The following is a 25,988-nucleotide window of genomic DNA, read 5'->3' on the forward strand; positions in this document are numbered from 1 at the left end:
CGTGCTAACTCTAGCTTTAGAATCTAACCGATTAGACTTCCATCAACTCTTTTTCTTTAGCGGCTAAAACTTGGTCAATATTCTTGATATTTGCATCGGTATACTTTTGGACTTCGTCTTCAGTGTAACGAACATCATCTTCAGTACACTCTTTTGCTTTTTCAAGTTTTTTCACTTCACTGATAGCATCACGACGAACGTTACGTACTGCAACACGACCATTCTCAGCTTCAGCACGTACCACTTTGATGAAGTCTTTACGACGCTCTTCAGTCAAAGCAGGCAAAGGAATACGCATAATGTTACCCGCTGTCATTGGGTTTAATCCCAAATCTGAGCTCATGATCGCTTTCTCAACAGCTTGCACCATAGATGGGTCAAATACTGATACCGTTAATGTGCGCGCATCTTCAATATTAATATTAGCAACTTGCTTTAATGGTGACATTGAGCCGTAGCAAGATACCTGAATTGAATCAAGCAAGCTTGGGTGTGCACGACCTGTACGAACCTTAGCCATTTGATTCTTAGTTGAATCAACACATTTTCCCATGCGCTCTTGCGCATCTAACATAATTTCATCAATCACAATAAATTCCTTGTTTCATAATATTAAGTGCTCGAGCATTCTGGTAAGAATGACATAAGGCGTAAATTAGCTCAAACACTTCATAAGATTCAGTGCGGGTAAAGCTTGAAAATCAGCGCTTAGTCCGCTTTCTTGTTACTAATAATAGTGCCTTCTTCTTCACCCATGATGACTTTACGTAATGCACCAGGCTTATTCATGTTAAATACTAATAAAGGCATTTCATGATCTCGTGCAAGTGTAAATGCAGCTAGATCCATTACTTTTAGTTCTGAATCAAGCACATCTGAATAGTTCAAGTGATCATACTTAACGGCATCCGGATCTTTCATTGGGTCAGCTGAGTATACACCGTCAACCTTGGTACCTTTAAGGACGACTTCAGCTTCAATCTCAATACCACGAAGACAAGCCGCGGAATCCGTTGTACAAAATGGGTTACCCGTACCCGCAGCAAAAATGACTACTCGGCCAGATTTTAGCAGGCTAATTGCTTCAGCCCAGTTATAATCATCACAAACACCCTTAAGTGGAATGGCGGACATCAGTCTAGCATTCACATAAGCACGGTGAAGAGCGTCACGCATGGCAAGGCCATTCATTACAGTTGCTAACATCCCCATGTGGTCACCCACAACGCGGTTCATACCAGCCTCTGCCAAGCCTTGTCCTCGGAATAAATTACCACCACCAATGACCACACCTACTTGAATGCCTAACTCAACGAGTTCTTTCACTTCTTGGGCCATGCGATCAAGCACTTTAGGGTCGATGCCAAAGCCTTCTTCACCCATTAATGCTTCACCACTTAATTTAAGCAGAATACGTCTAAATGCTGGTTTTGGATTGGTGCTCATAATTTTTTCCTGATTATAATAAAACCGCAGCGATGGCTGCGGTTTTAGGGTACTTAGAAACTAGTGATTAAGCGTTCTTAGTTGCTTCGATTTGAGCGGCAACTTCAGCTGCGAAATCTTCTTCTTTCTTCTCGATACCTTCACCAACTTCTAAACGAATGAAGTTAGCTACTGTTGCGCTTTTCTCTTTCAAGATGTCACCAACAGTTTTCTTTGGTTCCATGATGAACGCTTGACCAGTAAGAGAGATCTCACCAGTAAACTTCTTCATACGACCAGTAACCATTTTCTCAGCGATTTCAGCAGGCTTGCCTTCGTTCATCGCGATTTCGATTTGAAGTGCTTTTTCTCTTTCAACGACATCAGCTGGTACGTCAGATGGATTAACATACTCAGGCTTAGAAGCTGCAACGTGCATAGCAACGTGCTTAAGCGTTTCTGCATCACCTTCACCAGAAACAACAACACCGATACGGTCGCCATGACGGTAAGAAGATTGAGTAGCACCATCAATGTACTCAACGCGACGAACGTTGATGTTTTCACCGATTTTAGCAACTAGTGCAACACGCGTTTCTTCAAACTGTGCTTTAAGCTCTTCAATAGAAGCTTTACCTGCAACAGCAGCGTCAAGTACTTCATTAGCAAAACCTAGGAAGTTGCCATCTTTAGCAACGAAGTCAGTCTGACAGTTAACTTCTAATAGTGCAGAGAAACCTTCGCCAGCTTTAATAAGGATAGTACCTTCAGCAGCAATGTTACCTGCTTTTTTAGCAGCCTTAGCAGCACCACTTTTACGCATGTTATCGATTGCTAGCTCGATATCACCGTTAGTTTCAGTCAATGCTTTTTTACAATCCATCATGCCAGCGCCAGTGCGGTCACGAAGTTCTTTAACTTGGGCAGCAGTAATTGCCATTGTTAAATCCTCTATATTAAATTCTATTCATTTTGCATTTATAAAACAGGGGCCATAGTCGGCCCCTGTTTACCAATTTATATATTGGTAAATAAGGGCGATGGAAACCATCACACCTTATTATTAAACAGCTTCTACGAAACCGTCTTGCTCAGCTTGTACAGCTAAATCTTGACCGCGGCCTGAGTTGGCAGCAGCAGCAACAGAAGAAGTGTATAAACGGATAGCACGCATCGCGTCGTCGTTACCAGGAACGATGTAGTTAACACCGTCTGGAGCAGAGTTAGTATCAACAACTGCAACAACTGGGATACCTAGGTTGTTAGCTTCTTTAATAGCGATATGCTCATGGTCAGCACCGATTACGAATAACGCATCTGGTAAACCGCCCATGTTTTTGATACCACCTAGAGATTTCTCTAGCTTATCAAGCTCACGAGAGCGCATTAACGCTTCTTTCTTAGTTAGCTTGTCGAAAGTACCGTCTACAGACTGGCTTTCTAGCTCTTTAAGACGCTTGATAGATTGACGAACAGTTTTCCAGTTAGTCAACATACCGCCTAACCAGCGGTGATCAACGTAGTACTGGTCACAAGAAATAGCAGATTCTTTGATTGCTTCGCCAGCGGCACGCTTAGTACCAACGAATAAGATTTTGCCTTTCTTAGAAGCAACGTTGCTGATGAAAGCAAGCGCTTCATTGAACATTGGCACAGTATGCTCAAGGTTGATGATGTGAACACCGTTACGAGCACCAAAGATGAAAGGCTTCATTTTTGGATTCCAGTAACGAGTTTGGTGACCGAAGTGAACACCAGCTTGTAGCATATCGCGCATTGAAACAGTAGTCATTTTTATTACCTTATTAAGGGGTTAGACCTCCACGCATCCCATTTATTCGACCCTCTAAATTAGAAAGCACCCCGAAAAATGTGACGATACGTGTGTGATTTAGTATTTAAGTTAATTGCCATGTATAATGGCCGCCATATTTTACGCTTTAGCGTGACTATTGGGAAGCATTAAACGAACGCTATTGCCGTTTACTTCACATAATCGACCAGAACTCAATCGACGAACTTATACATAACGGCGCGCTTTATACCATAAAGAGCCTTTTATTACAAATTTGCTCGTGTAAAATTGCGCTCAATACTGCAAAATTGATGTGTGGTTGAAGTTTGCTAATCAACAATCAGAATTAATAACCTAATTTAAGTGAAAACAAAGAGATATTCATGAGTATTGTCATTAAGACCGCTGAAGAAATTGAAAAAATGCGCGCTGCTGGTAAATTAGCGGCACAAGTATTAGAAATGATTGCGCCTCACGTAAAAGAGGGCGTTACCACAGATGAACTTAATGACATTTGTGCAAAATATACCGAAGAACACGGCGCAATCTCAGCCCCTTTAAATTACCACGGTTTCCCTAAATCAATTTGCACCTCTATCAATGAAGTAATTTGTCATGGTATCCCTAGCCCACGCAAATTAGTCAGCGGCGATATCATCAATATTGACGTAACAGTCATTTTGGATGGCTACCACGGTGATACTTCAAAAATGTTTTACATAGGCGATGTTAGTGCAGCCGATAAGCATTTGTGTAGCATTACACAAGAAGCATTGTATGTTGCAATTAAGTCGGTAAAACCCGGCGTTAAAGTCTGTGACATTGGTGAAACTATTGAAAAGTTCATCAAAGTTAAAAATAAAAACCGTCCAAACAAATACAGTATTGTGACTGACTTTTGTGGCCATGGTATTGGCGCAGGCTTTCATGAAGAACCACAGGTAATGCACTATAAAGATAAATTTGGTCGACCTGATAAGCGTGTTTTACGTGCAGGCATGTGCTTTACCATTGAGCCAATGATTAATGCAGGAAAGAAACATTGTTATATCGATGCAGATGATAATTGGACGGCGTACACTAAAGATGGTAAAAATTCTGCTCAATGGGAACATACTTTACTGGTAACTGAAACTGGCGTTGAAGTATTAACATTGCGCAGTGAAGAAGATTTACCGCGTGTAATCAATGGTTAATAACCCCAATGTTATAGTATGCTCACATCATCATAATTTAAACCTGCTCACTGTTTGCGGTAATTCGCTTTCGTTTTACAGCTAACAGTGAGGTTTGCAACATAATAAAGGGCATCGATGAACAAAGCGCTGGCAGTGAAATCAAAACTTCAACAACTTAACCAACGCTTTATTGAGCAATACCAACAGATCGCCATTGCTGACATTGTGAAGCAACGTGCGAGTGAAATTGACGACATTCTCAGGCAAGCTTGGCAAGCTCACCAACTTGATCAACATAATCTTTGTCTCGTCGCTGTCGGTGGCTACGGCCGGGAAGAATTGCTGCCCTACTCTGATATTGATTTGCTGATCCTCAGTCAAGGTGATGTTATCAGCAAGCAAACACAGGAAGCCATTAGCCATTTTATTACTTTCCTTTGGGATGCCGGCCTTGAAATTGGTCATAGCGTTCGCTCTATCGCTCAAACGCTCGAGTTAAGTCTTAATGACATCACCATTGTGACTAATCTGATTGAAGCTCGCTACTTATCGGGTCAACCGCCGTTGTTTGACGCGCTATACCAAGCAATACGAGCAGATAATTTTTGGCCCACAAGTGACTTTTACCAAGCCAAAAAGTTAGAACAAGTCACTCGCCATGAAAAAGCTAATGCCTTTGACTTAGAGCCTAATTTAAAAAACTGCCCTGGTGGATTAAGAGATATCCAAACCATTGCTTGGGTGGCAATGCGCCATTTTGATGCCGCTAATCTTCAAGAGCTCGTTGAACATGAGTTTTTACAACCACAAGAATTGGCTGAATTAATAGAGTGTCGTAATTTTTTATGGGAAATTCGCTTCGCATTGCACATCAATGCACAACGTGATGAAAACCGTCTACTGTTTGACTTACAAAGACAAGTTGCAGACTTTTTAGGTTATCAAGACAAGACTCAACTTGCTGTAGAACAGCTGATGAAAAAGTACTATCGCACCGTTCGTCGGGTGATGGAACTCAATCAAATGTTACTGCAGTTATTTAAACGCGCAACATTGGGTCAAACTCAAGCTTTAGCAATACAAGACATCAATAAAGATTTTCAGCGCCGTGGTCGTTATATCGAATTATTAGACGACACTCTATTCCAGCAAGATAGTTCAGCCATTCTGACCTTATTTTTGCATGTTGCTAAAAATTCCAATATCCAACAAATCTATGCCCCAACGTTGCGACAACTCAGAATGGCTAGACGCCAGTTAAAAGGCCCTTTGCAACAAGACGAGAAGTGTCGCAAGGTGTTTATGGAAATATTAAAACACCCGAGAGGCATCATTGCGTTTTCATTAATGCATCAGCACGGTATTTTGTCATCCTATTTACCGGCATGGAGACAAATTGAAGGGCAAATGCAGTTCGATTTATTCCACGCTTATACGGTAGACGAACACACCCATAGGTTGTTACTTAACATCGAGCGTTTTGCTCAAGCAGATCATAAAGATGAGTTTCCCCTCGGCGCGGTCCTAATCAACCAACTACCCAAAAAGGGCTTACTTGTACTTGCTGCCATTTTCCATGATATAGCGAAAGGGCGTGGTGGCGATCATAGTAAACTAGGTGCGATAGATGCCATTGAGTTTTGCAAGCTACATGGATTAAATGATCATGATGGAAGGCTGGTAGCATGGCTGGTAGAACACCATTTAGTCATGTCAGTCACCGCACAGCGCCGTGACATTTCAGATCCTGAAGTGGTTGAAAAATTCGCGCATACCGTAAGAGACGCAGTTCACTTAAGTTACTTATACTGCTTAACTGTCGCCGACATTTGTGCCACTAATAATAAAGCGTGGAATAATTGGAAAGGCTCTTTACTTAGAGAATTGTATTTCTCGACTCAGCGAATGTTAGCTCGCGGCAAAGAAAAGCCCATTGATGAAGCTGCACGTGTTGATGAAACCAAAGCTAAAGCCAAAAAAGAGCTACTGAGACGAGCCATAAAAGAAAAAGATATTCTGCAATTATGGCAGCGGTTCAAAAATAGCTATTTTTTACATCATCAAGCTAACCAAGTTGCGTGGCATACCGAAGCCATCATCAAACATGGTGTTGATGATCCCTTAGTATTGATTTCCAAACACACCACACGTGGTGGCACTGAACTATTTGTATACAGCAAAGATAAACCACGCTTATTTGCGACTGTCATGACGGTACTAGACAATAAGAATATCAATGTTCATGATGCTAACATCATGACCTCAAAAGATGATTTTGCATTAGACACTTTTGTGATTTTAGAACAAGATGGCGAGCCAGTCAGTCAGCTTTCGCGAATTCAAAGTATTAAAAAGTCGTTAAACAAAGCGATAGTTTCAGAAAATGCAAAGTTACCAAAATTTAGAAAGTTATCGCGGATCATGAAACCTTTTAATGTTGCAACCCATGTGAGTTTCTTAAGCAGTGGTAAGCATGATACAAGTATGATGGAGTTGCAGGCATTAGACTCTCCAGGCTTACTAGCAAAAGTAGGAGATATATTCTTCCGCTGCGAGGTCAAACTGCTTTCCGCAAAAATTACCACCATAGGCGAACGAGCAGAAGACTTCTTTATCTTGCAAACATTGGATGGTGAAGCGTTAAATGAACAAAAAAAGCAGCAACTCGCAGAGGCGCTGCACTCTACCCTTAAACAAAAACAGTAATGAAGATCGGGAGTACCACAATGGAGGCATTACGCCAACGAATTGAAGCCGCTTTTGAAGCACGCCAAGACATCACACCAGCTAGCGTAGACCCAAGCATCCGTGCCGACGTTGAAAAAGCAATTGATATGCTAGACAAAGGTGAAGCGCGCGTTGCAGAAAAAATCGACGGCGAATGGCATGTTCACCAATGGTTGAAAAAAGCAGTGTTATTATCATTCCGCATTTTTGACAACGGCGTAATTGATGGTGGTGACACTAAGTACTTTGATAAAGTAGCGCAAAAATTTGCAGACTATGACGAAGCTAGATTTAAACAGGAAGCTATCCGCGTAGTACCACCAGCAACGGTACGTAAAGGTTCATTTATCGGTAAGAACACCGTATTGATGCCTTCATACGTTAACTTAGGTGCTTTTGTTGATGAAGGCACAATGGTTGATACATGGGCAACCGTTGGCTCATGTGCACAAATTGGTAAGAATGTTCACTTATCAGGTGGTGTTGGTATTGGTGGCGTTTTAGAGCCATTACAAGCAGGACCAACCATTATTGAAGATAACTGTTTCATTGGTGCGCGTAGTGAAATTGTAGAGGGCGTTGTTGTTGAAGAAGGCAGCGTAATTTCTATGGGCGTTTATATTGGCCAAAGTACACGTATTTTTGATCGTGAAACGGGTCAAGTTCACTATGGCCGTGTACCAGCAGGTTCAGTGGTTGTATCAGGTAACTTACCATCAGCATGTGGTACATACAGCCTATATGCAGCCATTATTGTTAAAAAAGTTGATGCGAAAACCCGTGGTAAAGTCGGTATCAACGAATTACTGCGAATCGTAGATTAATATATTCACTTAGTTAAAGGCTCTTCGGAGCCTTTTTTATCACTCATATTATCCCATATCACTTCCTCAAACTGCTATAGAAGCATGTTCAAACAGATTCAGCGACAATAAATACAGACTTTTGCTGTGAGTGACAGAGCGAAAAAGTAAGCTAAAAAACTACTGTTTTGTTACCATAAACCAACACCTTATCATTAGATACCAGTTGTAGTGCCTTACTTAAAACTCGTTTTTCAACGTCTCGTCCATTTAAAGCGAGATCTTGTGCGCTATAACTGTGATCTACGGCTATAACGCCTTGTTCAATAATCGGTCCCTCATCAAGACAATCATTAACAAAGTGGGCGGTAGCCCCGATAATTTTTACGCCCCTATCCCAAGCTTGCTGATAAGGTGATGCCCCAATAAATGCGGGTAAAAATGAGTGATGAATATTAAGGATCCGATTTTCATATTGGGATACAAACTTAGGCGTTAAGATCCGCATAAACTTGGCTAACACGAGATAATCAGCTTGGTGAGGGTTTATCACTTCTAACATAGCCTGTTCATGTTCTTCACGAGACAGCCCTTGGTGATCGACCCAATGAAATGGAATATCAAATTTTTCCACTAACTGAGCTAAATCTGGGTAATTACCCACGACTGCGGCAATATCAACATCGAGACCACCGTATGAAGCTTTCATCAAGATATCACCAAGACAATGGGCTTCTTTAGTCACCAATATAACAACCCGCTTTCTACCTGCAGTCACAAGCTTTATGTGATTATCATCTGGCAGTACTCGCTCTAGCGCTTCAAGTAATCTAGGTTGGTCAAGCTGCCCTTCTAACTCAGTACGCATGTAAAATCGGTTGTTTTGTCTATCAACAAATTCTTTGTTTTTGATGATATTGAGTTGGTGTTCAAAACAAACGCCAGTGATTTTTGCAATCAAACCTTTGGCATCTTCACAGTCGGTGATGAGTACTTTTCTCGGAAGTTCACTGTTTGCGTCATTTATAGACGCTGAAGTTAATGGTGTTGAATTGGAAGAAGTTGATTGTGCTTTTGAGGTCATGTATGCCACTCATATACTTAATATTCACATAAATTCAGTGTGTCAGTAAACCAGAAAATAAGCAGCTAATAAGCTCACTCGCTTACAATATGGCGCTTATTGTTGAACAATATTCAATATTGAGTCGTTAATTTTATTAATACTAGAATTTATAAACACTAGAATTGCGGACTGCGAGACTCTAGGTAACGCTGTAATAATTTTCTCAATGTTTCAGCTTTTGTACCATAAACCACTTGTACACCCTGCCCAACAATAACCACGCCTTTCGCACCTAATCTCATCAATCTCGCTTTATCTATAATATCTGATTGCTTAACACCAATCCGCAATCGAGTCAGACAAGCATTTAACTCGATGATATTTTCTTTGCCCCCTAAAGCCGCAATCATTGCCCGCAAACTTTCTTTTTGCTGAACATCGCTATTGACCGCTACACGTCCTGGGGTTTTTAAATCAAATATCATGATGGAATAACGGAAAATAGTGTAATACACCATGGCGGTGAGCGGACCTAACAGCCAAAACAGGTAAGTGTTACTTGACTGTGGAAAAAGCAAAGTAAAATCGAGCAGGCCATGGGAAAAGACAATACTGTGGTGGATCCCCAATATAATACATACGCTATAAGCTAAACCAGTGAGTATGGCATGCACTACAAATAACACTGGCGCGACAAACATAAAGGCGAATTCAATGGGTTCCGTCACACCTGTAAACCAACATGCAAAAGCCGCCGATAACATAATCCCAGCGACACGATTTCGCTCAAGATGGTCGGCACATCTCCAGATGGCAAAGCCCGCGGCAGGTAAGCCCCACATTTTTATCAAATAACCGCCGGCTAAATTACCTGCAGAACCATCGCCAGCTAAATACCGCCCTACTTCACCACGCACCAAGGTGCCATCACTCATATACTGACCAAATTCAAAGAAAATAGGTGCATTCCAGATATGATGTAAACCGAGTGGAATAAGTAAACGCTCTACCGCCCCGTAAAAACCAAAAGCTAAAGCGGGTACTTGATATACTGACCAATTAGATAATGCTTGGATGGCATCGAACATTGGCGGCCAGATTTTGGCTAATACTATCCCCAAAATCATACAAAGGGGAATGGTGACAATAGGCGCAAATCTTCGCCCTTCAAAAAATGAGAAAATGACTGGGAAACGAACTTTCTGGCTAATGGATACTGCTAAACAGGTCATCGCACCTACCAGCATACCACCAGCAATGCCTGTATCTATGGTATCTATCCCCCAAATCGAGCGAGAAGGTAGATCATATAATTGCGTGAGTGCGCCCATCGTGGCGGTAAACACGCCAAAGCCAAATACCGCAGAAAATGCCGCGATGCCTTTATCCTTACAAAAGCCTTTTGCTATGGAAACACTGAAAAGCAGCGGCATCATGGTAAATATTAAATGGCCAACTGCAGAGAAAATCGCATTGATTGACTCAGGTATAAATGGCAGTGGATTTTTACTTAAGCCAAGCATTACTCCCGCAGCTGGTAAAACAGCAACAGGCAGTAATAACGCTTGAGATAAACGCTGGGCAAATTTAAACCAACGTTGTGATATAAAATCTACGCTGCGTTTAGTGATTGAACTGCTTCGTGCCAGACTGATATCCATTTCGTCGCTTCTTGTTCAGGCTCCATGGTTTCGCATGCATCAATTTTTAATACTGGGGTGACAATTTTAGACCCTAGCTCGCTAAATAATTGTTCTAACTTCTGAGCTGCTCCGCAAAAAGTTGGGTAACTTGAATCGCCTAAGCCAATAATGGCAAAGCGTAAATGTGGTAAATAAGGCGCAGAAGATTGGATACGACTAAACCAAGGGATGATATCGTCAGGTAAATCACCTTGGCCTGTTGTAGAACAAACCATAATCAATAACTCATCTTCAGCAGGCGTAAACTCACCCAGTTGTGCACTTTGCAGCAAGTTAACTTCATAGCCTTTTGCCACTAATTCATCTGATATTGTCTCAGCGGTGAATTGTGCACCGCCATAGACAGTACCAAAAACAATATTGACCTTTTCCATGGGCTATCCTCCTTGCACCATTGTTATTATTTTTACAATCAGCATTTAAAGTCAGTGTCACACGTACATACCTTGTTAGAACTGGCCAAGGCAGCTATATTGAATAAATGCACTGATGCTGATTTAGTCTATTGATTAACCCGCTTGTTAATTAAGCATACTGTAGCGTACAAATTACTAGCATGCGATAGTGATAAACTAAATTATTGTCATAATCTGTGAAAATGATTGGGTTTCGTTATGCGCCAGCAAAACAGACAAAAGCACTTTAAAACTCAACAACGTAACGCCTTCATCAGGCGCAACTATTACTTCATTGTTGAGCAACAAAACCAGCAAAACCCATTACCTAAAATTGACGAGTTTGAAAATCTCAAGCAACTCCTTGAAGACAAGAAGTGTCAGTTTTGATCGCTGCTCACTAAAATAGGCTGCATTTCTTCAAGTTCATGCTGCCAACCTAATTTATCAAATACACTTAACCATTCACTTTCTAATTCACATTCAATATGAAGCCGTTCATTGGTTATCGGATGGGTAAAGTCGAGGCTTTTTGCAATTAACCATAAACGGTTCACTTGCATGTGGTCTCTAAAAAAGCGATTTTGCTTGCCATCACCATGAGTTGTATCACCAACGATAGGATGCCGCAGATGCGCCATATGTCGACGTAATTGATGCTTACGTCCTGTTTTGGGGGCTAATCGAACTAAAGCATATCGAGACGTTGGGTAACGCCCCGAGGCATAAGGAATTTCACAGTTTAATAATGGTTGATAATCGGTGACAGCATCTTGAGCGGCTTTATTTTTGTCTGAATACTTATCACCAATATCATCAAGCTCTAACTTTAAAGGGTAATCAAGCTCACCTGCTTGATGCATATTACCTCTGACTAAGGCTAGGTACTGCTTCACAATGGTGTGTTGCTCAAATTGCTCACAAAGGTTTCTCGCCACTTCCGCGCTTTTGGCAAACAACAATACACCAGAAGTCGGCCTATCTAATCGATGCACAGGAAACACATGGCAACCGACTAAGTCTCGGGTTAATTGCATTGCAAAAAAGCGCTCTTTACGGGCAAGGTAGCTTCGGTGAACGAGCAAACCTGCAGGTTTATGAATGGCAACTAAGTGTTCATCTTGATAAAGGAGCTCAATCTCTGGCGCCAGCTCTAGTTCTTCTTCGTCGGTGGTATTTTTGCTATTAGCCATCTCAAGCTCAATGTCACTCTCACAGCCGAGCTCACCAATCGCAGCAGCCGATAATTCTTCAGAGTTGATAACATCTTGTGCAGCCGTTTCAGGTGCAAACTCGTTCTTTTCACTGCCATTAGACTGACTGGATTTAGGTTGACAGGATTTAGATTGATTCATTAATTAACTCATCAAATTCTTTAAGTAGATTAATAATGGATTGATGTGGACCGTTATGCTGCCAAACGTGTTCTGCCATTGGCGCAATCGCCATCGCTGTAGGCATAGGTTGTCTTGCAGCCAATAGCTGATACATTTTTGGAATAAAAATAAATTGTAGCCATTGCTCAAAAGGTAATGTATCACAAGCAAAAGGGGCTGTGCTGGCTAATGCTTGTTCGCTCGGGGGCTCAGAAGACCAAATATGTTGATTCTTCATGAGCTCTTCAAGCTTCAATAACAACTTATTAAATAAGACATAGCGCATAAATTTATTGTCAAAGTCTAATACAGGTGTTGAATATGATATCATCTAGCCCCATTAATACCCACAGATGCCCACTGCAATTCAAGCGGATTTTATGACTGAATTAAATACACTAAGCCAGTTCCTAACCACAGCAAATACTCAATTCCAGGTGTACGATCTCGGTAGACGGGTGCAAAGCATTGATATGATGGCTTTTCACCAAATAGAAGAATTAGCCGCGCCTTATCCATACCCCATTCAAGGTCATGCGCAATTTGCTTTGGTATTTTGGCAAAATGAACAAGCCCCTTATATTTGGTTCTTAAAACTCCCCCTTGATGAACAGGGATTACTGTCCCCTGCACAACGTTCTCAATTCATAAAAATGGTATTAGAGGCTTTGGGCCGCGATCCGACTCAGCCATTGTCAGAGCAACAACAAGAATCACTTGCTAACCACCCTTTTAGCTTTAAACCAAGCCAAGAGAAACTGGCAGTATTTAATGCACTAGTTCGCCAGCAACTTGGTCAACAAGCTTCTGCCCAATATGAATTTGCAATGCAGTATTTATCTAAACAGGCAGACTTAGCCCAATGGCAACAAATTGGATTACAAGGTATTGCAGATATTTGTGTTCGTGCTGACAAGTTAGATCATACCGAGCAGTTAGTCCAAAGCTTTGACTTTGCTCCAACAGAAGTTCAGGCTGCAATTTGTCAATGCCTTGAGCATGTTTATATTGCCCCTGAGCTGGCTCAGCGTGTTCTACGTAGCTTTCACCTTGTACCAACCGATCACAAAAGTAGCTACCTTAGAGCCCTTGCCTCTCAACCTAGCGCCAGCCAAAGTGCGATTCATTATTTACATGAACACCAAAAGTTTGACCAGGGGTTACTCATTACCATTGCAGCCCGAAATTGGTCAGCATTAAAAGATGATGCGACTCGCAAAATTTATCTAGAAGCTTTGGCACAACAACCGCAACACTTTTTTAATCAAGTGTTTGCTGATATCGTGGCGATTCCAAGCCTACGCAATGCATTACTCGCTGATTTACGTAATCCAGATCGTAGCGCCCAACTTTCAGCCGCTATTGGCGGTTTATTTAAGGCCTTAAGCCAATGATGAGTGACTTTTTAATAATTGTTGCCTTAGTCGTAATCGGTGCATTTTTTTGGCAATTACGCCAAATGGCTGAGACTAGCCGTGTTTTTGCAGAACAAGCCTGTAATAAACAAAAAGTACAGTTACTATCCATCGCCATGATTAATGCGCGCCCTAGTATTGGTGGTCACACTGGCTTATGCTGGAAAGCTCAGTTCATGTTTGAGTTTAGTACTGATGGCTTAAACCAATATCAAGCCCATATAGGTATGCACGGTAAAAAAATCCAAAAAATTAATTGGCCTATTTTCCCAGAGCCTGAATGGCATGATGCGCCTATGGCAAAAGGCAAATTTGGTGGTTGTGGCTCTGGCGGCGGGTGCAATTCTGGCAAATGTCGATAACATTGACTGATTGATTAAATATACCCAAGCTTAATGACTGCTCAAAATAACCCATAAAAAACGCGATATAATATCGCGTTTTTTATTGGACTGAGATTATTAGACCTAGTTTATTAGACCTGGTTTATTTGATTAAACTTAATCGTTACATCAACTTATGGCTTAAGGTATTTTCCTTGTGTATCAAAAGGCCAATCAATGCCTAACCAAGCTTTCAAGAATTGCTTTTGCTGTTTGCTTGGTTTCTTAACCGCTTGGATTTTTAGTTTTCCTTTAGGCTTAGCAGTCAATTTGACCGTTTTTTGCATTAAACGATCATCTTTAAAAATCATTAGCGAAACTTCATCTCCTGCTTTAAAGTCTTCCAAGCGTTTAGTAAATCCACTGGCCGTCACTTTTAACCCATTAACCGCTACAACTTCATCACCCGCAGCGATTCCAGCTTGCCATGCTGGGCTATCACGTCGAACATGGGCAATAGTAAGGTCGCCATGTTTAGTGGATAAACTAATACCAGAGTCAACAGTTTGCTTGTCATCTTTATATCCCGCCTTTAATCCTGCGAAGTTAAGCAACTCATTAAAATCTAATGCCAAAGGCGAGTCTACATTGTGTTGCCACCAATCATCATAAGACTGACCAGCAAGGTCATGTAAGATCTGTTTAACATCTGCAACTGTATAGCCTTTCGGAATTTTAAAGTCTTGATAAAGCTTGCGATGAACATCTCGGTAGGAGTGAGCTAATTCCGTTTTATCAAGTAAGCTAAAGTCCAACGACATTGAAGCAAAATAGCCTTCAGAATAGATATTCACACTATGGTTAATAGCATAATCGCCACCCGTGCTAACCCACTGGTTCAAGCTTGCCTCTGCAACTGATTGGTTATAACGACCGGGTTTAGCAAGGTTTCTATCTACACGTTTAGCAAGGTCTTCAAAAAACTCTTCTGGTGTCATCACACCAGCACGTAACAATAACTGATTTTGGAAATAACTAGTTGACCCTTCAGCAATCCAAAACAGAGACGTCATATTTTCAGATTGATATTCATAAGGTACAAGCCCTTGCGGACGATATGCCTTAACATTCCAAGTATGAATAAATTCGTGAGAAGCTGTACTGATAAAGCGTAAATAATCTTTACGTTCTCTGAACATAAAGCGAGGCAATTGGATAACTGTTGAATTTAGATGTTCAGTTGCACCGCGTGCGCCACTGGTAGCATGAATCATGTATACGTAACGTTCAAAGGGGTAGTCGTCCCATATTGCGTTAGCTTGACCACTGATTTTAGTTAAGTCGGTGACCACTTGTTCAGCATCGTAATTTCCCTCGCCCCAGAATACGACCTCGTAATCCCGACCATCAGCAGTAAATTGATAATGGCTATTAATGCCCGTTTCAATCGGAGAGTCGACTAATATATCGTAATTACTGGCTATAAAAGAATGCGGCTTCGAGCCAGGGGTCATGCCAGAATGACTTGTCCAATCATCAGGTACAGCCATACTCACTTTAATACTTTCATCTCTAAAGCTTGGGCTATACATGAAAACGCCGCTGGCATCCAAATAAGCATGACTGTGATCAATATGGCGAAGCCTATCCCCAAGTTCATTGGCATGCAGCGTATAATTGACAGTTACTGATGTTGGTGTGTCGAGATCAATTAACCACTCTCCACTTGCACTACGCTGCCAAGATAATGGTTTGCCCTGGTTATCTGTGGCTGTAAATTGCCTTATTCCGTCAGCTGTTGGCAGCACTTCATATCTGCCAGTGCGCCATACTGGCAAATTAACAACCAACTGCTTAGCTTGAGTTTTAGGGAAGCTTGCTTCGACTTTTGCAAGGTGATGCTGACCTTGAGTTAAATCAATATGATAATTCACCTCAGCTTGAGCGTGGAGAGTATATAGTGACGTAAAAAGTGTGCTACTTACTAGAAATGCTAACGATGTGGGTTTCACTCAATTTTCCTTCTGGTATGATATTTTTATTCTTTTCCCGCAAAGCAGTATAACAACCATTAAAAACTGCTACAGCTATTATACAAAGTTGATTACAATTTTTTACTTTAGCGGGAGACAAACCAAACTAAGGAAGGTTGAACTCAATGTTGAGCTTCGTTTTACGTGCCCTTTTATTATTCATTTTCATTATTCCTCAGGCATTCACCCAGGAGTGGCAAGAGCAAGAAATTCAATTTCGAGAACAGCCTAATGCACTGTTTAAATCCTTATTAAAGCAAACTAACTATCCTTTGGATTTCAAATCTCAAGATGAGTTTGAAAAAGTAGCGAGTTCACTTTCTTATCAACCACAACGTTTACATAGGGATTTAGAGTTGCTGGCACGCTTAACACTTGAAGCGAATGTCAAAAGCAAAGATAAATACCAAATTGCCAACAACGTCATTAATCAACTTGAATTGATAGCCGTTACACCTTTTGACCATTCCATGGTCATCATGTTACAAGCTCGCTATATGGCCCGAAAAAACAAGACTTTTAACGATTCAATTGATGTATTTAATCAAGCCTTAGCCAGAGTGTCAGCAGATAACAGCCCTCAAGCTACCATGGTCAAATACATCATTCACGAGCAATTAAGCAGTATTTATCAAATGTTACTGAGGCCTATTCCAGCACTATCGCACCTCAACCAATACCGTGAAATAGCTTACCAACTACGTAATGACTATTTTATTTCATCAGTAGAGTCGGCACTTGGAAGCTATTACAATAAGAACAATGATTTAACACGTTCACTGCAACACTACAGTGAAGCTTTTAGAATCGCGAATAGATTAAAATATCCAGGTCTAAAAGCACGATCACAACATAACTTAGCTAAAACTTACCGAGATTTAGAACAATGGGATGATGCACTAAAGCATGCCCATAATGCCGTATCTAATTATCAAAAACTGGATCAACAGCCTCACATAGCTGAATCTCTTAACACCATCGCCATCATTTATAAAGGTCAATTACAGTGGCATAAAGCCATTGATTACTACTTAAATGCAGTGCAAGTCAATACGCAGATAGGCAATGAAATATCGCTTGCAATTAATTACCACAATCTCGCCGAATCATTTGCAGAGCTAAATGACACGCAAGCAGCCATCGACTATTTACAAAAAGCGAACGAGATATTTGCTGGAAAAAAGCTGAGGCACTATTTGGTTTATAACGAATTACTGTTTGCGAAAGTTACACTGAAAGAAAGAATGTGGAAAGTTACTATTGTGCACGCAGAAAAAGCACTCGAAATAGCTAAAGAGAAGTCGTTAGTCGAAGAGCAAATTGAAGCACTCAATTATTTAGCAAGTGCCTATCAGCAATCTGAGATGATGTCTGAAACCGTTGATGTATTAAAGCAAATGTTAGCGTTAAGAAAACAAAAACAACAACCAATTATTCACAATGACGGTCCTAATAAACTCACTGAACAAAAATTAAAATTTGAATTAGGCTTATTAAAAAATCGCTTAGATAACGAAGTTGAGATCAGCAACACTAATTATATGCGTTTCATAATGACGATGATTATTGCAGTCGTCTTGTTTCTCGTTTTACTTGCCATTAGTAAACAATATAAAATGGTGAAATATCGTTACAGCAAATCTCAAAAACGTAACCAGCTTGAACCAACAACATCCATGTTAGGTTTTCATGCCTTGATGGAAACGTTATCAAAACCTCAATTGATGTCTCCTGAACGCAGTCTTTCGCTTCTGTGTGTTGAAAACATCAAAGATGACGATATCAACCTCGGTTTGACCCAGTCAATTAAACGTACTCAGGTACTCATCGAAGGGTTAGAAAAGCATTTAGATTGTACCGCTTATCTAATTCGTCCTGGACTAGTAGCTTGCTATTTCAGCAAGCGAGTGCACCCTGAGCAGATTTTACAGTCAATCAAAACTGTATTCACGCTTATCCCGAAACAACAAGCAATTCCGCGTTTTCATGCCGAATCAGAAGTACGCTATTGCGCTAAGATTGGTCATATCAATCTTCCACTATTAGATAATCCAGACATACTTATCCCGCCTCAACTTCAATTTGAGACGGTTCAGTTTGCTTTAGCAGCCGCAAAATCTCTGCCACATAATAATACTTATGTTGCCTTGAAAACACTAAACTTTGCTCCAGCAGCATTATTTTCACATCCACTGTATTTAAATTTAAATCAAGCATTGAACCGAGGGATTTTGAGAGCAGAATCAAATTACTCAACAGAAGAAATACAATGGCCGACAATAAATATGGAGGATTAACGACCTTTTATGATCTACATTGCATTATTTTAAGCTGTTTAAACTTTAACTTTTACATTATAAGCAAATGGTCACTATAATAGTGATTACATGCCAATTTTGGCCAAGTTTAATCGCTGTTTTTTTAAGCATAAATTGTTTAATTTTTGATGACCAGACACTTAATGAGCGTGGTAACTTTAACGAATGAAAGATTCTAATATTGCTGTATCTCAAATTACATTGTTAAAGCAAAAACTGCATGCAGCAAAACACGCTTTAGAAGAAATGAGCAATGACAAGGATGACAAGCTCAAATCACTGGTTAATTTTATTGGCCATCTCAGCTTGGCATGTAAAGGTCAAAACTTAGAGCTCGATAACAAATTAGCCAAGTTACGTCATAATCTACAAAACTTTGATCTCATTGATGAAGCACTTCCAGAATTAGTTGAAGTTGAACGCGTATTAAAAAAACAGTACGGCCAAACCATGACACAACTGGAAGACAGTCGTATAGGGTTAAGCCGTGTCATCAGGCAAATTCAACGCATCAATTCAGCTCCTGAAAAAGTCAAAAAAGAAGTAAAATATTTCAAACAAGACTTAAATAAACCATTTCATACTGTATGGGATTATATTCCTAAAGTTGAAACGCTTATCGGCTTTTATGAGCAAATATTACAAGATGAGTTGGTAAAGTCTGATGACTATGAAATTTTACCGCAGCATGTACAACTTGCCCGTGAATTAGCAGTAAAGATTTCTGAAATTGAATTCAGAAAAGATCAACGCGACCAAGTTCTTGTTATGAAAGAAGTACTTCAAGGTGACATTACCTTAGACGTACTGCTGGACTCATATCAAACTATATTAGGCTTGTTACTTGATAATATCGCGAGAGAAAAGTCGGCTTCGCAAGACTTTCTTTATGCTTTAAACGATGCGCTGACTGTTGTACGTGATGTCGTCAATAGTTCGCACAATAACACTCAACGTAGTTATCAGTTAAAGCAACAACTAAATAAAGAAATTAATCTCAGAGTCGACAATGCTGATGGCATTATTGTTGATGTCGAGGACATGACCGATCTCAAAACGCAATTAACAGAGCAATTATCTTCACTTAGAGATGTGTTATCACGTAAAGAAGCACTCGAGCAGCGAGAGCAAGCCATTCTAAGAAAGTCGATAGAGTCAATGCGTAAAGAACTAAGCACTATCACCCAAGAAGCTAACAGCTACAAAGAGAAACTGTTTGAACACCAGAAACTCAACTTACTTGATCCTTTAACACAACTCGCTAACCGAACGGCTCTTGAAGACAGACTCGATCAGGAATATCGCAACCATGTGCGCTTTAAGACACCGCTATGGATTGCCATAACAGACATTGATCACTTCAAAGCTGTCAATGATAACTTTGGCCACACAACGGGTGATAAAACACTTCAAGTGATTGCTATGGCACTTAAGAATTCGCTGCGTGAAAGTGAATTTGTCGCCAGATACGGCGGTGAAGAGTTCGTATTGCTATTGCCTGAAGTCGATGAAGCACATATTTCATTGCTGTTGAACCGTGTTCGTGAAAAAATACGCAACATCCCATTTAAATTTAAAAATCAGCGCATTACTGTCACATTATCCATTGGTGCAGCACAAATCATGGAAAATGAAACAGTTGAAGAAGCGTTCGAACGTGCCGATGCCGCATTATATAAGGCTAAGAACCAAGGTCGCGATCGCGTTGTGATTGATATTTGATTTGGCTGCCTTGTCGCTTAAGGTCAGCCTTGAGCGACAAGGAGTTGCCCATGATAGTAAAAATTAGCCCTCGAGGCAGTTTAGACCAACTTTCCCAATTAGAAGTTGACCGTTTACAGCAAGGCGTCAAAAGTGATTTATACAAGCTGTATCGCAACTGTTCATTAGCCGTACTTGCCTCAGGCCTTGTCAGTGATGATGAAGAAGATCTCTTCAGTCAATACCATTCATTTGATATTAATATCCTGCAGCGTGAACGTGGCGTCCAAATTGAACTCATCAACCCACCAGAGCAAGCCTTTGTTGATGGCGAAATCATTGCTGGTATTCAAGAGCACTTATTTGCAGTGCTAAGAGATATCATATACACCAGCAGTAAGTACGATGTACTTAAACACATCAACCTAACCAACTCGACCCATATCACCAATGTGGTTTTTGACATCCTACGCCATGCTCAAGCGATCTCGCCCATGAAAGATCCAAATGTCGTAGTTTGTTGGGGCGGACACAGTATTTCTGATACAGAGTACAAGTACACTAAAGAAGTGGGATATCAACTGGGCTTACGTGAATTAGATATTTGTACTGGCTGTGGCCCTGGGGCGATGAAAGGCCCAATGAAAGGTGCAACCATTGGCCACGCTAAGCAACGAGTCAATAATGCACGATACATTGGTTTAACGGAGCCGAGCATTATTGCAGCTGAACCGCCAAATCAAATTGTCAATGAGCTTGTCATCTTACCTGACATTGAAAAACGTTTAGAAGCCTTTGTTCGTATAGGACATGGAATTGTGATATTCCCTGGAGGTGCAGGCACTGCAGAAGAGTTACTGTATCTTTTAGGCATTCTACTTCACGAACCTAATCACGCAATACCAATGCCGCTTGTGCTAACTGGCCCCAAGGAAAGTGCTGAGTATTTTCATCAAATAGACACCTTTATTGGTGCCACACTAGGTCCAATTGCGCAAAACAAATATCAAATCGTGATTGATGATCCAATTCAAGTCGCGCAAATTATGAAACAAGGCATGAGTGAGGTAAAACAGTACCGTAAGAATACCGGTGATGCTTATCAATATCAGTGGTTAATGAAAATTGAACCTGAATTTCAATTACCTTTTGATCCCACCCATGAAGTTATGGCAAATTTAAACCTGTATCTTGATAATACGCCAGGTGAACTAGCCGCTCATCTGCGTAAAGCGTTTTCAGGTATTGTTGCTGGAAATGTCAAAAGCAGTACGATTGATCTCATTAAGCACAAAGGCCCGTTTGAGATTAGTGGTGATCCAAAGTTAATGACGTTATTAGACCAGCTACTACAAAGCTTTGTAAAACAACAAAGAATGAAATTGCCTGGTAGTGAATATATCCCCTGCTATACATTAAAAAAATAATGAATAAACTACTGATTATTGATGGACTAAACCTTGTGCGCCGCTTCCATGCAGCATTACCCAGTGATGATGACATGGACACATTAGCAAACCAATGCTTAGGTGCACTCAGCAAAATGCGAAAACACCACCAGCCAACACATATCATTCTTGTTTGGGATGGCGATAAAGAGTCATGGCGGAAAAAGTTATATCCTGACTATAAAAAAGGACGCAAACCAATGCCAGAACCTCTGGCGAAGGGCTTAACCCAATTGAAAGCGCGTTTCAATGAGCAAGGGTTACAATCATTCGATGCGGAATCTGAAGCCGACGATGTCATTGCCACATTAGCCGTCAAAGTCGCTGAAAAGGGCCAAGTCATCATCGCATCTACCGATAAAGGTTTTAGCCAACTGCCACAACATAACCTCATTTTATGGGACCATTTTAAGCAAGCACCTTTTGATATCACTGCCTATGAGCAAAAGCTTGGAGTTCAGCAGAATCAGTTTTTAGATTTTTTAGCACTAGCTGGCGATAGTGGCAATAAAATCCCAGGCATAGCCGGTATCGGCCCCAAGTCAGCAGCAGATTTATTGAATAAGTTTCGTAATTTGGCCAACTTATATCGGTTACTCGACAAGCTAGGCGCCAAACAAGCACAAAAGCTTGCCGATGGTAAAGAAATGGCTAGACTCAGCTATAAACTGGCCCAATTACAATCGAATATGCCGCTGAATATTAATTTGAAACAATTTAGGGTTAAGTAATTTAGCCAGTATTTGTTAAATTAGCTACGCAATAACTAATGGAAGACAGGCCCAACAGTGAATAATAAAGTTTCCTACATAATTGGTGGCATATTTATCGCCTATTTGATTTTTGTAGCGGTTGTGATGGTGGTTTATGAGCCAAAACCTGAAGACAGATCATGGGAAGATAGACAAGCCTATAACCAGCAAAAAGTCACTGAGCTAAGTTTCGGCACCCCCGAAACGGACATCATTCAGATGCTTGGTCGTGCTGATTTTGTTGAGGCCAAAACGGCTCAAGATGGGCTGTATAAAGTACTTTTTTATCGTACACACCATGTTAAATCTGACGGTAAAACGACGAAAGATGAATGTACACCTTTACTCTTTAGGGATGGGTTACTTGTCGCTTGGGGGGAAAATACCTTTGAGCAATATTTATCATTACCTATAGCTGATAACGCTGTAGAGTTAGACATTGACGATTCAGAAAAAAGGCCAAGTACTAGCTCTGATCTTTAACGGGTAATCTTGTTAGCGATTTTTATTACGAAAGTATTGTTGCGTGGCAAATTCATCTGATGCTTTTTGCTCACGCTTATCTTCTGCGACTTGTGCTATATGACGTTTCTTATCTAATAGCATTTCTACTGCTTTTCGCTTTTGCTGCTTTTCTTGCCAATGTTTTTGGCGATATCCAACTTGCGTTTCAGCCTCTCGTACAGCACCGACTTGTTGACCAATCGCTTCATCAACCTGTTTAATAAATCGATGAAACTGATGATAGTGGTTTGCACTTAACGCTTGTCCAGTATGGCCATCCATTTGTTTCATGTAATCGAGCCGATATTCATTAAGCGCATTGAGCTGGGTTTGACGTTTTTGCGCTTCTAATTGAGCCGAGCGTAATTGCAAAGCCGCTTGTTCTTCAGCGTCTTTTTCAAGTTTCAGCACAGTCAGTAGCGGGTCTTTACGTTGCAATGGCTTTTCCTTGTCACCATCTCAGCAGTTTGAGATGCTTTGTCAGATTAAACTCTGTAAGTAAGGGGTTATTGGCATTGAGCAGCGATTTGACTCATCATCAACTCACTATTTTCAAAGCTTATGGCTTCTTTAAAACTCTGTTGTAAAAAAGCATTCATAGCAGGCTGCAGTCGAATGGCATTATCAATTTTAGGATCACTGCCCTGTGAATATGCACCGATAGAAATCAAGTCACGGTTTTGCTGATAAAGAGAGTACATCTGTTTCACTTTACGCATACCTAATAAGTGTTCATCAGTGATCACCATGGGAGCTACGCGGCTAATTGAGGCTTCTATATCAATCGCAGGGTAATGACCAGAGTCAGCGAGCTGGCGAGACAATACAATGTGCCCATCTAAAATAGCCCGCGATGCATCCGCAATGGGATCTTGTTGATCATCACCTTCAGTCAGTACGGTATAAAAAGCTGTAATCGAACCTTGCCCCGGTCCACCATTACCAGCTCTTTCAACTAGCCTTGGCAATTTGGCAAACACCGAAGGCGGATAACCTTTTGTTGCAGGAGGCTCACCGACTGCCAGCGCGACTTCACGCTGAGCTTGAGCGTAACGGGTTAAACTATCCATTAATAACAATACGTTATAACCTAAGTCACGAAAGTACTCAGCTATACGAGTTGATGTTTCACAGGCTCTTAATCGCATTAGAGGCGATGTATCAGCAGGGGCTGCTACCACCACCGAGCGTGCACGGCCTTCTTCGCCCAAAATTTCTTCAATAAACTCTTTTACTTCTCGCCCACGCTCACCGACTAAACCAACAACAATAATATCGGCGGTGGTCCCCCGCGTCATCATGCCTAACAGTACACTTTTACCCACACCTGAGCCGGCAAAGAGTCCCATGCGCTGTCCCTTACCCACAGTAAGCATCGAGTTGATCACTCGCACACCAACATCTAAGGGTTCAGTAATTGCCCGCCTTGCCAAAGGATTAATATAAGGGCCGTGACGAGAAGCTTTTTGATCTGTGTGTAATGGCCCTAGCCCGTCTAGTGGTTGTCCACTGCCATCCAATACTCTGCCTAATAAGGATAAGCCAACATCTAGACCCGATTGCTCACCTAGTGGTTTTACTTTTGCCCCAGGCAATACACCACGCAGTTCTTCAACTGGCATAAGGTAAAGTAGCTTATCGTCAAAACCAATAACCTCTGCCACCAATTCACCTGCAGTGGTTTCAATAGAGCAAAGACTGCCTACAGGTGCTCGACAACCAGTAGCTTCAAGGGTTAGTCCAACAACTCGCACTAATTGCCCACTGGCGACGGGGCGCAATGGCACGACTTTTTGCTGGTGCGCAATCAATTTATTAAGGAGTTGGTGTTGACGGCTCATCGATATCACCTTGTAGGTTATCGGATTCTGGTTGTAAACCTCGCTCACCAGCTGTTTGCCCAACCTGCTCATTATCTTGTGTTGTGTTTACTGGCTCTGCTGGCGTTTGTTCTCTGGTAGTTTGGGCATTGGTAGTTTGAGCATCAACAACTTGATCAGCCGAAGTATGCTCTGACGCAGTTTGAAGAGAAGAGTTTGATTCATTGCAGCTTGAATCGTCGGAAACTTGAGAGCGGTTTGATGATTGGGTGTCTTGTTCATCTTCAAGCGATATACTTGAGATAGCTTGCCACTGAGTTTTATTCGATGCTAAATCTTCAACCTCAGCACTTTGATAGTGAGAGCCTGATTTAGCTTCGTGTATTTGCTGCTTCATGTGCTGAGCATTGCTATCAAATTCACTCAACACTTGTTCCATACGTTGTGCTAAGGTCAAATCAATTGATGAGCGTAAACTCTCAATCATCAAGTCACCTTGGTTTAACCCAGGATCTACATCTAATTGCCACTGATGTTGTTGCAATTGTTCTGGCGTGTACATTTGCTTAATCAATTTTGCATCATCAGCAGTTACACGTATTTTAACCAGTTGGTCCTTGATGGGTAGTGCATCAATACCCAGACGAAGAGCGGTAAGAATTTGCTCAGGTTGGGTTTTCAGCTCATGACTGATGACAGATTTTGCTAAACTGCTAGCAAGTGTCAATATTTCGGCTTCCACTTCAGCATCAAGAATGGCGAGCGGCTGTTCAAATTGAGCCACTAATTGGTTCAGTTTGTCTAATACGACTAATGCCTGTTGCTTGCCTTCTTCAAATCCTTGGGCCACACCTTGTTCAAATCCTTCTTTATGGCCTTGTTCGAGCCCTTCTAATCTACCTTTTTCAAGCCCTTGTTGATGACCTTTCGCTTCGCCTTGCTCAAAGCCTTCTTGCTCGGCAGCAAGTTGCATTTGCTCAAGATCAGCCATCGTTAACGGGGCAACTGCTTCTTCCTCTTCAACTTGCGCTCGCTCATAGGGTTTAGCAACATGACCAAAAACATTAGAGGTTGTCGAATCTGGAGTTTCAGTTACATCAGGAAGCTGCCAATGACTAAATTCCTCATCGGCATTGCTTGTTGATTTACCTGTTTTATTTTCAGCCATGTTGATTACTTCTTATTTGCAAAGCCAGAGAAATGCTT

The 25,988-nt window shown here is 41.2% G+C and carries 24 protein-coding genes; 11 read left to right on the top strand and 13 right to left on the bottom strand.

The annotated features are described in order from the left end of the window. Nucleotides 1–31: 31 nt before the first annotated feature. The 4 genes from frr to rpsB form a co-directional block, all read right to left on the bottom strand. Nucleotides 32–589 carry a ribosome recycling factor gene (frr, locus tag ACHUGF_RS00085; protein WP_394128730.1) on the bottom strand — a complete coding sequence of 186 codons (558 nt, stop codon included), beginning with the start codon at nt 587–589 and terminating at the stop codon, nt 32–34. 119 nt (nt 590–708) lie between these two features. Then, nucleotides 709–1,446, bottom strand: coding sequence for a UMP kinase (gene pyrH / locus ACHUGF_RS00090; RefSeq protein WP_394128731.1), 738 nt, complete (start codon nt 1,444–1,446; stop codon nt 709–711). Nucleotides 1,447–1,513: 67 nt separating this feature from the next. After that, a complete protein-coding gene (gene tsf / locus ACHUGF_RS00095) occupies nt 1,514–2,365 on the bottom strand; it encodes a translation elongation factor Ts (RefSeq protein ID WP_394128732.1) in 852 nt (283 codons plus the stop codon). Between the two features lie 123 nt (nt 2,366–2,488). Then, nucleotides 2,489–3,217, bottom strand: coding sequence for a 30S ribosomal protein S2 (gene rpsB / locus ACHUGF_RS00100; RefSeq protein WP_394128733.1), 729 nt, complete (start codon nt 3,215–3,217; stop codon nt 2,489–2,491). A gap of 386 nt (nt 3,218–3,603) precedes the next feature. Between rpsB and map the strand changes: the two genes are divergently transcribed. The 3 genes from map to dapD all read left to right on the top strand — a co-directional run bounded on the left by map (nt 3,604) and on the right by dapD (nt 7,949). Continuing rightward, on the top strand, nt 3,604–4,416 hold the full coding sequence (map, locus tag ACHUGF_RS00105) for a type I methionyl aminopeptidase (RefSeq protein ID WP_394128734.1): 813 nt from the start codon (nt 3,604–3,606) through the stop codon (nt 4,414–4,416). Between the two features lie 117 nt (nt 4,417–4,533). Continuing rightward, a complete protein-coding gene (gene glnD / locus ACHUGF_RS00110) occupies nt 4,534–7,104 on the top strand; it encodes a bifunctional uridylyltransferase/uridylyl-removing protein GlnD (RefSeq protein WP_394128735.1) in 2,571 nt (856 codons plus the stop codon). A gap of 20 nt (nt 7,105–7,124) precedes the next feature. Beyond that, entirely contained in the window at nt 7,125–7,949 is an 825-nt protein-coding gene (gene dapD / locus ACHUGF_RS00115; protein ID WP_394128736.1) for a 2,3,4,5-tetrahydropyridine-2,6-dicarboxylate N-succinyltransferase, read from the top strand. 151 nt (nt 7,950–8,100) lie between these two features. Here dapD and purU read toward each other — a convergent pair whose 3' ends face one another. From purU to ACHUGF_RS00130, 3 genes are all read right to left on the bottom strand, one after another. Continuing rightward, nucleotides 8,101–9,012, bottom strand: coding sequence for a formyltetrahydrofolate deformylase (purU, locus tag ACHUGF_RS00120; RefSeq protein ID WP_394128737.1), 912 nt, complete (start codon nt 9,010–9,012; stop codon nt 8,101–8,103). Between the two features lie 158 nt (nt 9,013–9,170). Beyond that, nucleotides 9,171–10,655, bottom strand: a complete 1,485-nt coding sequence (locus tag ACHUGF_RS00125) for a PTS transporter subunit EIIC (protein WP_394128738.1) — start codon at nt 10,653–10,655, stop codon at nt 9,171–9,173. Then, nucleotides 10,607–11,071, bottom strand: a complete 465-nt coding sequence (locus ACHUGF_RS00130) for a flavodoxin (RefSeq protein ID WP_394128739.1) — start codon at nt 11,069–11,071, stop codon at nt 10,607–10,609. Before ACHUGF_RS00130 ends, ACHUGF_RS00125 begins: the two co-directional genes overlap by 49 nt. A gap of 240 nt (nt 11,072–11,311) precedes the next feature. On the opposite strand from ACHUGF_RS00130, the gene ACHUGF_RS00135 reads away from it, so the two are divergent. Further along, on the top strand, nt 11,312–11,482 hold the full coding sequence (locus ACHUGF_RS00135; RefSeq protein ID WP_394128740.1) for a hypothetical protein: 171 nt from the start codon (nt 11,312–11,314) through the stop codon (nt 11,480–11,482). Here the strand turns inward: ACHUGF_RS00135 and truC are convergent. Next, nucleotides 11,473–12,285: a tRNA pseudouridine(65) synthase TruC gene (gene truC / locus ACHUGF_RS00140; protein ID WP_394129124.1), complete on the bottom strand. Its 813-nt coding sequence runs from the start codon at nt 12,283–12,285 to the stop codon at nt 11,473–11,475. The genes ACHUGF_RS00135 and truC overlap by 10 nt on opposite strands. Before the next feature lie 148 nt (nt 12,286–12,433). Continuing rightward, nucleotides 12,434–12,799: a YqcC family protein gene (locus ACHUGF_RS00145; RefSeq protein ID WP_394128741.1), complete on the bottom strand. Its 366-nt coding sequence runs from the start codon at nt 12,797–12,799 to the stop codon at nt 12,434–12,436. A 49-nt stretch (nt 12,800–12,848) separates the two neighbouring features. On the opposite strand from ACHUGF_RS00145, the gene ACHUGF_RS00150 reads away from it, so the two are divergent. After that, nucleotides 12,849–13,862 (top strand): DUF3549 family protein, encoded by a 1,014-nt coding sequence (locus ACHUGF_RS00150; RefSeq protein WP_394128742.1) that lies wholly within the window; start codon nt 12,849–12,851, stop codon nt 13,860–13,862. Further along, the gene (locus ACHUGF_RS00155; protein ID WP_394128743.1) at nt 13,859–14,245 is read left to right on the top strand and encodes a DUF3301 domain-containing protein; all 387 of its coding nucleotides are present in this window, start codon (nt 13,859–13,861) and stop codon (nt 14,243–14,245) included. Before ACHUGF_RS00150 ends, ACHUGF_RS00155 begins: the two co-directional genes overlap by 4 nt. A 155-nt stretch (nt 14,246–14,400) precedes the next feature. Here the strand turns inward: ACHUGF_RS00155 and ACHUGF_RS00160 are convergent, their stop codons facing one another. Beyond that, entirely contained in the window at nt 14,401–16,218 is a 1,818-nt protein-coding gene (locus ACHUGF_RS00160; protein WP_394128744.1) for a M61 family metallopeptidase, read from the bottom strand. Nucleotides 16,219–16,364: 146 nt separating this feature from the next. On the opposite strand from ACHUGF_RS00160, the gene ACHUGF_RS00165 reads away from it, so the two are divergent. The 5 genes from ACHUGF_RS00165 (at nt 16,365) to ACHUGF_RS00185 (ending at nt 22,941) form a co-directional block, all read left to right on the top strand. Beyond that, nucleotides 16,365–18,536: a tetratricopeptide repeat protein gene (locus ACHUGF_RS00165; protein ID WP_394128745.1), complete on the top strand. Its 2,172-nt coding sequence runs from the start codon at nt 16,365–16,367 to the stop codon at nt 18,534–18,536. A 186-nt stretch (nt 18,537–18,722) separates the two neighbouring features. Continuing rightward, complete coding sequence (locus ACHUGF_RS00170) at nt 18,723–20,279, top strand: diguanylate cyclase domain-containing protein (protein WP_394128746.1); 1,557 nt, start codon at nt 18,723–18,725, stop codon at nt 20,277–20,279. A 50-nt stretch (nt 20,280–20,329) separates the two neighbouring features. Beyond that, on the top strand, nt 20,330–21,685 hold the full coding sequence (ppnN, locus tag ACHUGF_RS00175) for a nucleotide 5'-monophosphate nucleosidase PpnN (RefSeq protein ID WP_394128747.1): 1,356 nt from the start codon (nt 20,330–20,332) through the stop codon (nt 21,683–21,685). Beyond that, nucleotides 21,685–22,437 (top strand): flap endonuclease Xni, encoded by a 753-nt coding sequence (xni, locus tag ACHUGF_RS00180; protein ID WP_394128748.1) that lies wholly within the window; start codon nt 21,685–21,687, stop codon nt 22,435–22,437. The genes ppnN and xni overlap by 1 nt, the downstream gene beginning before the upstream one ends. Nucleotides 22,438–22,494: 57 nt before the next feature. Further along, nucleotides 22,495–22,941, top strand: coding sequence for a DUF3192 domain-containing protein (locus tag ACHUGF_RS00185; RefSeq protein ID WP_394128749.1), 447 nt, complete (start codon nt 22,495–22,497; stop codon nt 22,939–22,941). Nucleotides 22,942–22,953: 12 nt separating this feature from the next. Here the strand turns inward: ACHUGF_RS00185 and fliJ are convergent, their stop codons facing one another. From fliJ to fliH, 3 genes are all read right to left on the bottom strand, one after another. Beyond that, nucleotides 22,954–23,400: a flagellar export protein FliJ gene (gene fliJ, locus ACHUGF_RS00190; protein WP_394128750.1), complete on the bottom strand. Its 447-nt coding sequence runs from the start codon at nt 23,398–23,400 to the stop codon at nt 22,954–22,956. Between the two features lie 68 nt (nt 23,401–23,468). Then, on the bottom strand, nt 23,469–24,803 hold the full coding sequence (gene fliI, locus ACHUGF_RS00195) for a flagellar protein export ATPase FliI (RefSeq protein ID WP_394128751.1): 1,335 nt from the start codon (nt 24,801–24,803) through the stop codon (nt 23,469–23,471). Continuing rightward, complete coding sequence (fliH, locus tag ACHUGF_RS00200; RefSeq protein WP_394128752.1) at nt 24,778–25,950, bottom strand: flagellar assembly protein FliH; 1,173 nt, start codon at nt 25,948–25,950, stop codon at nt 24,778–24,780. The genes fliI and fliH overlap by 26 nt, the downstream gene beginning before the upstream one ends. Between the last annotated feature and the right edge of the window lie 38 nt (nt 25,951–25,988).

Origin of the sequence: Shewanella maritima (assembly GCF_043643735.1) — a bacterium.
Taxonomy (GTDB): Bacteria; Pseudomonadota; Gammaproteobacteria; order Enterobacterales; family Shewanellaceae; genus Shewanella; species Shewanella maritima_A.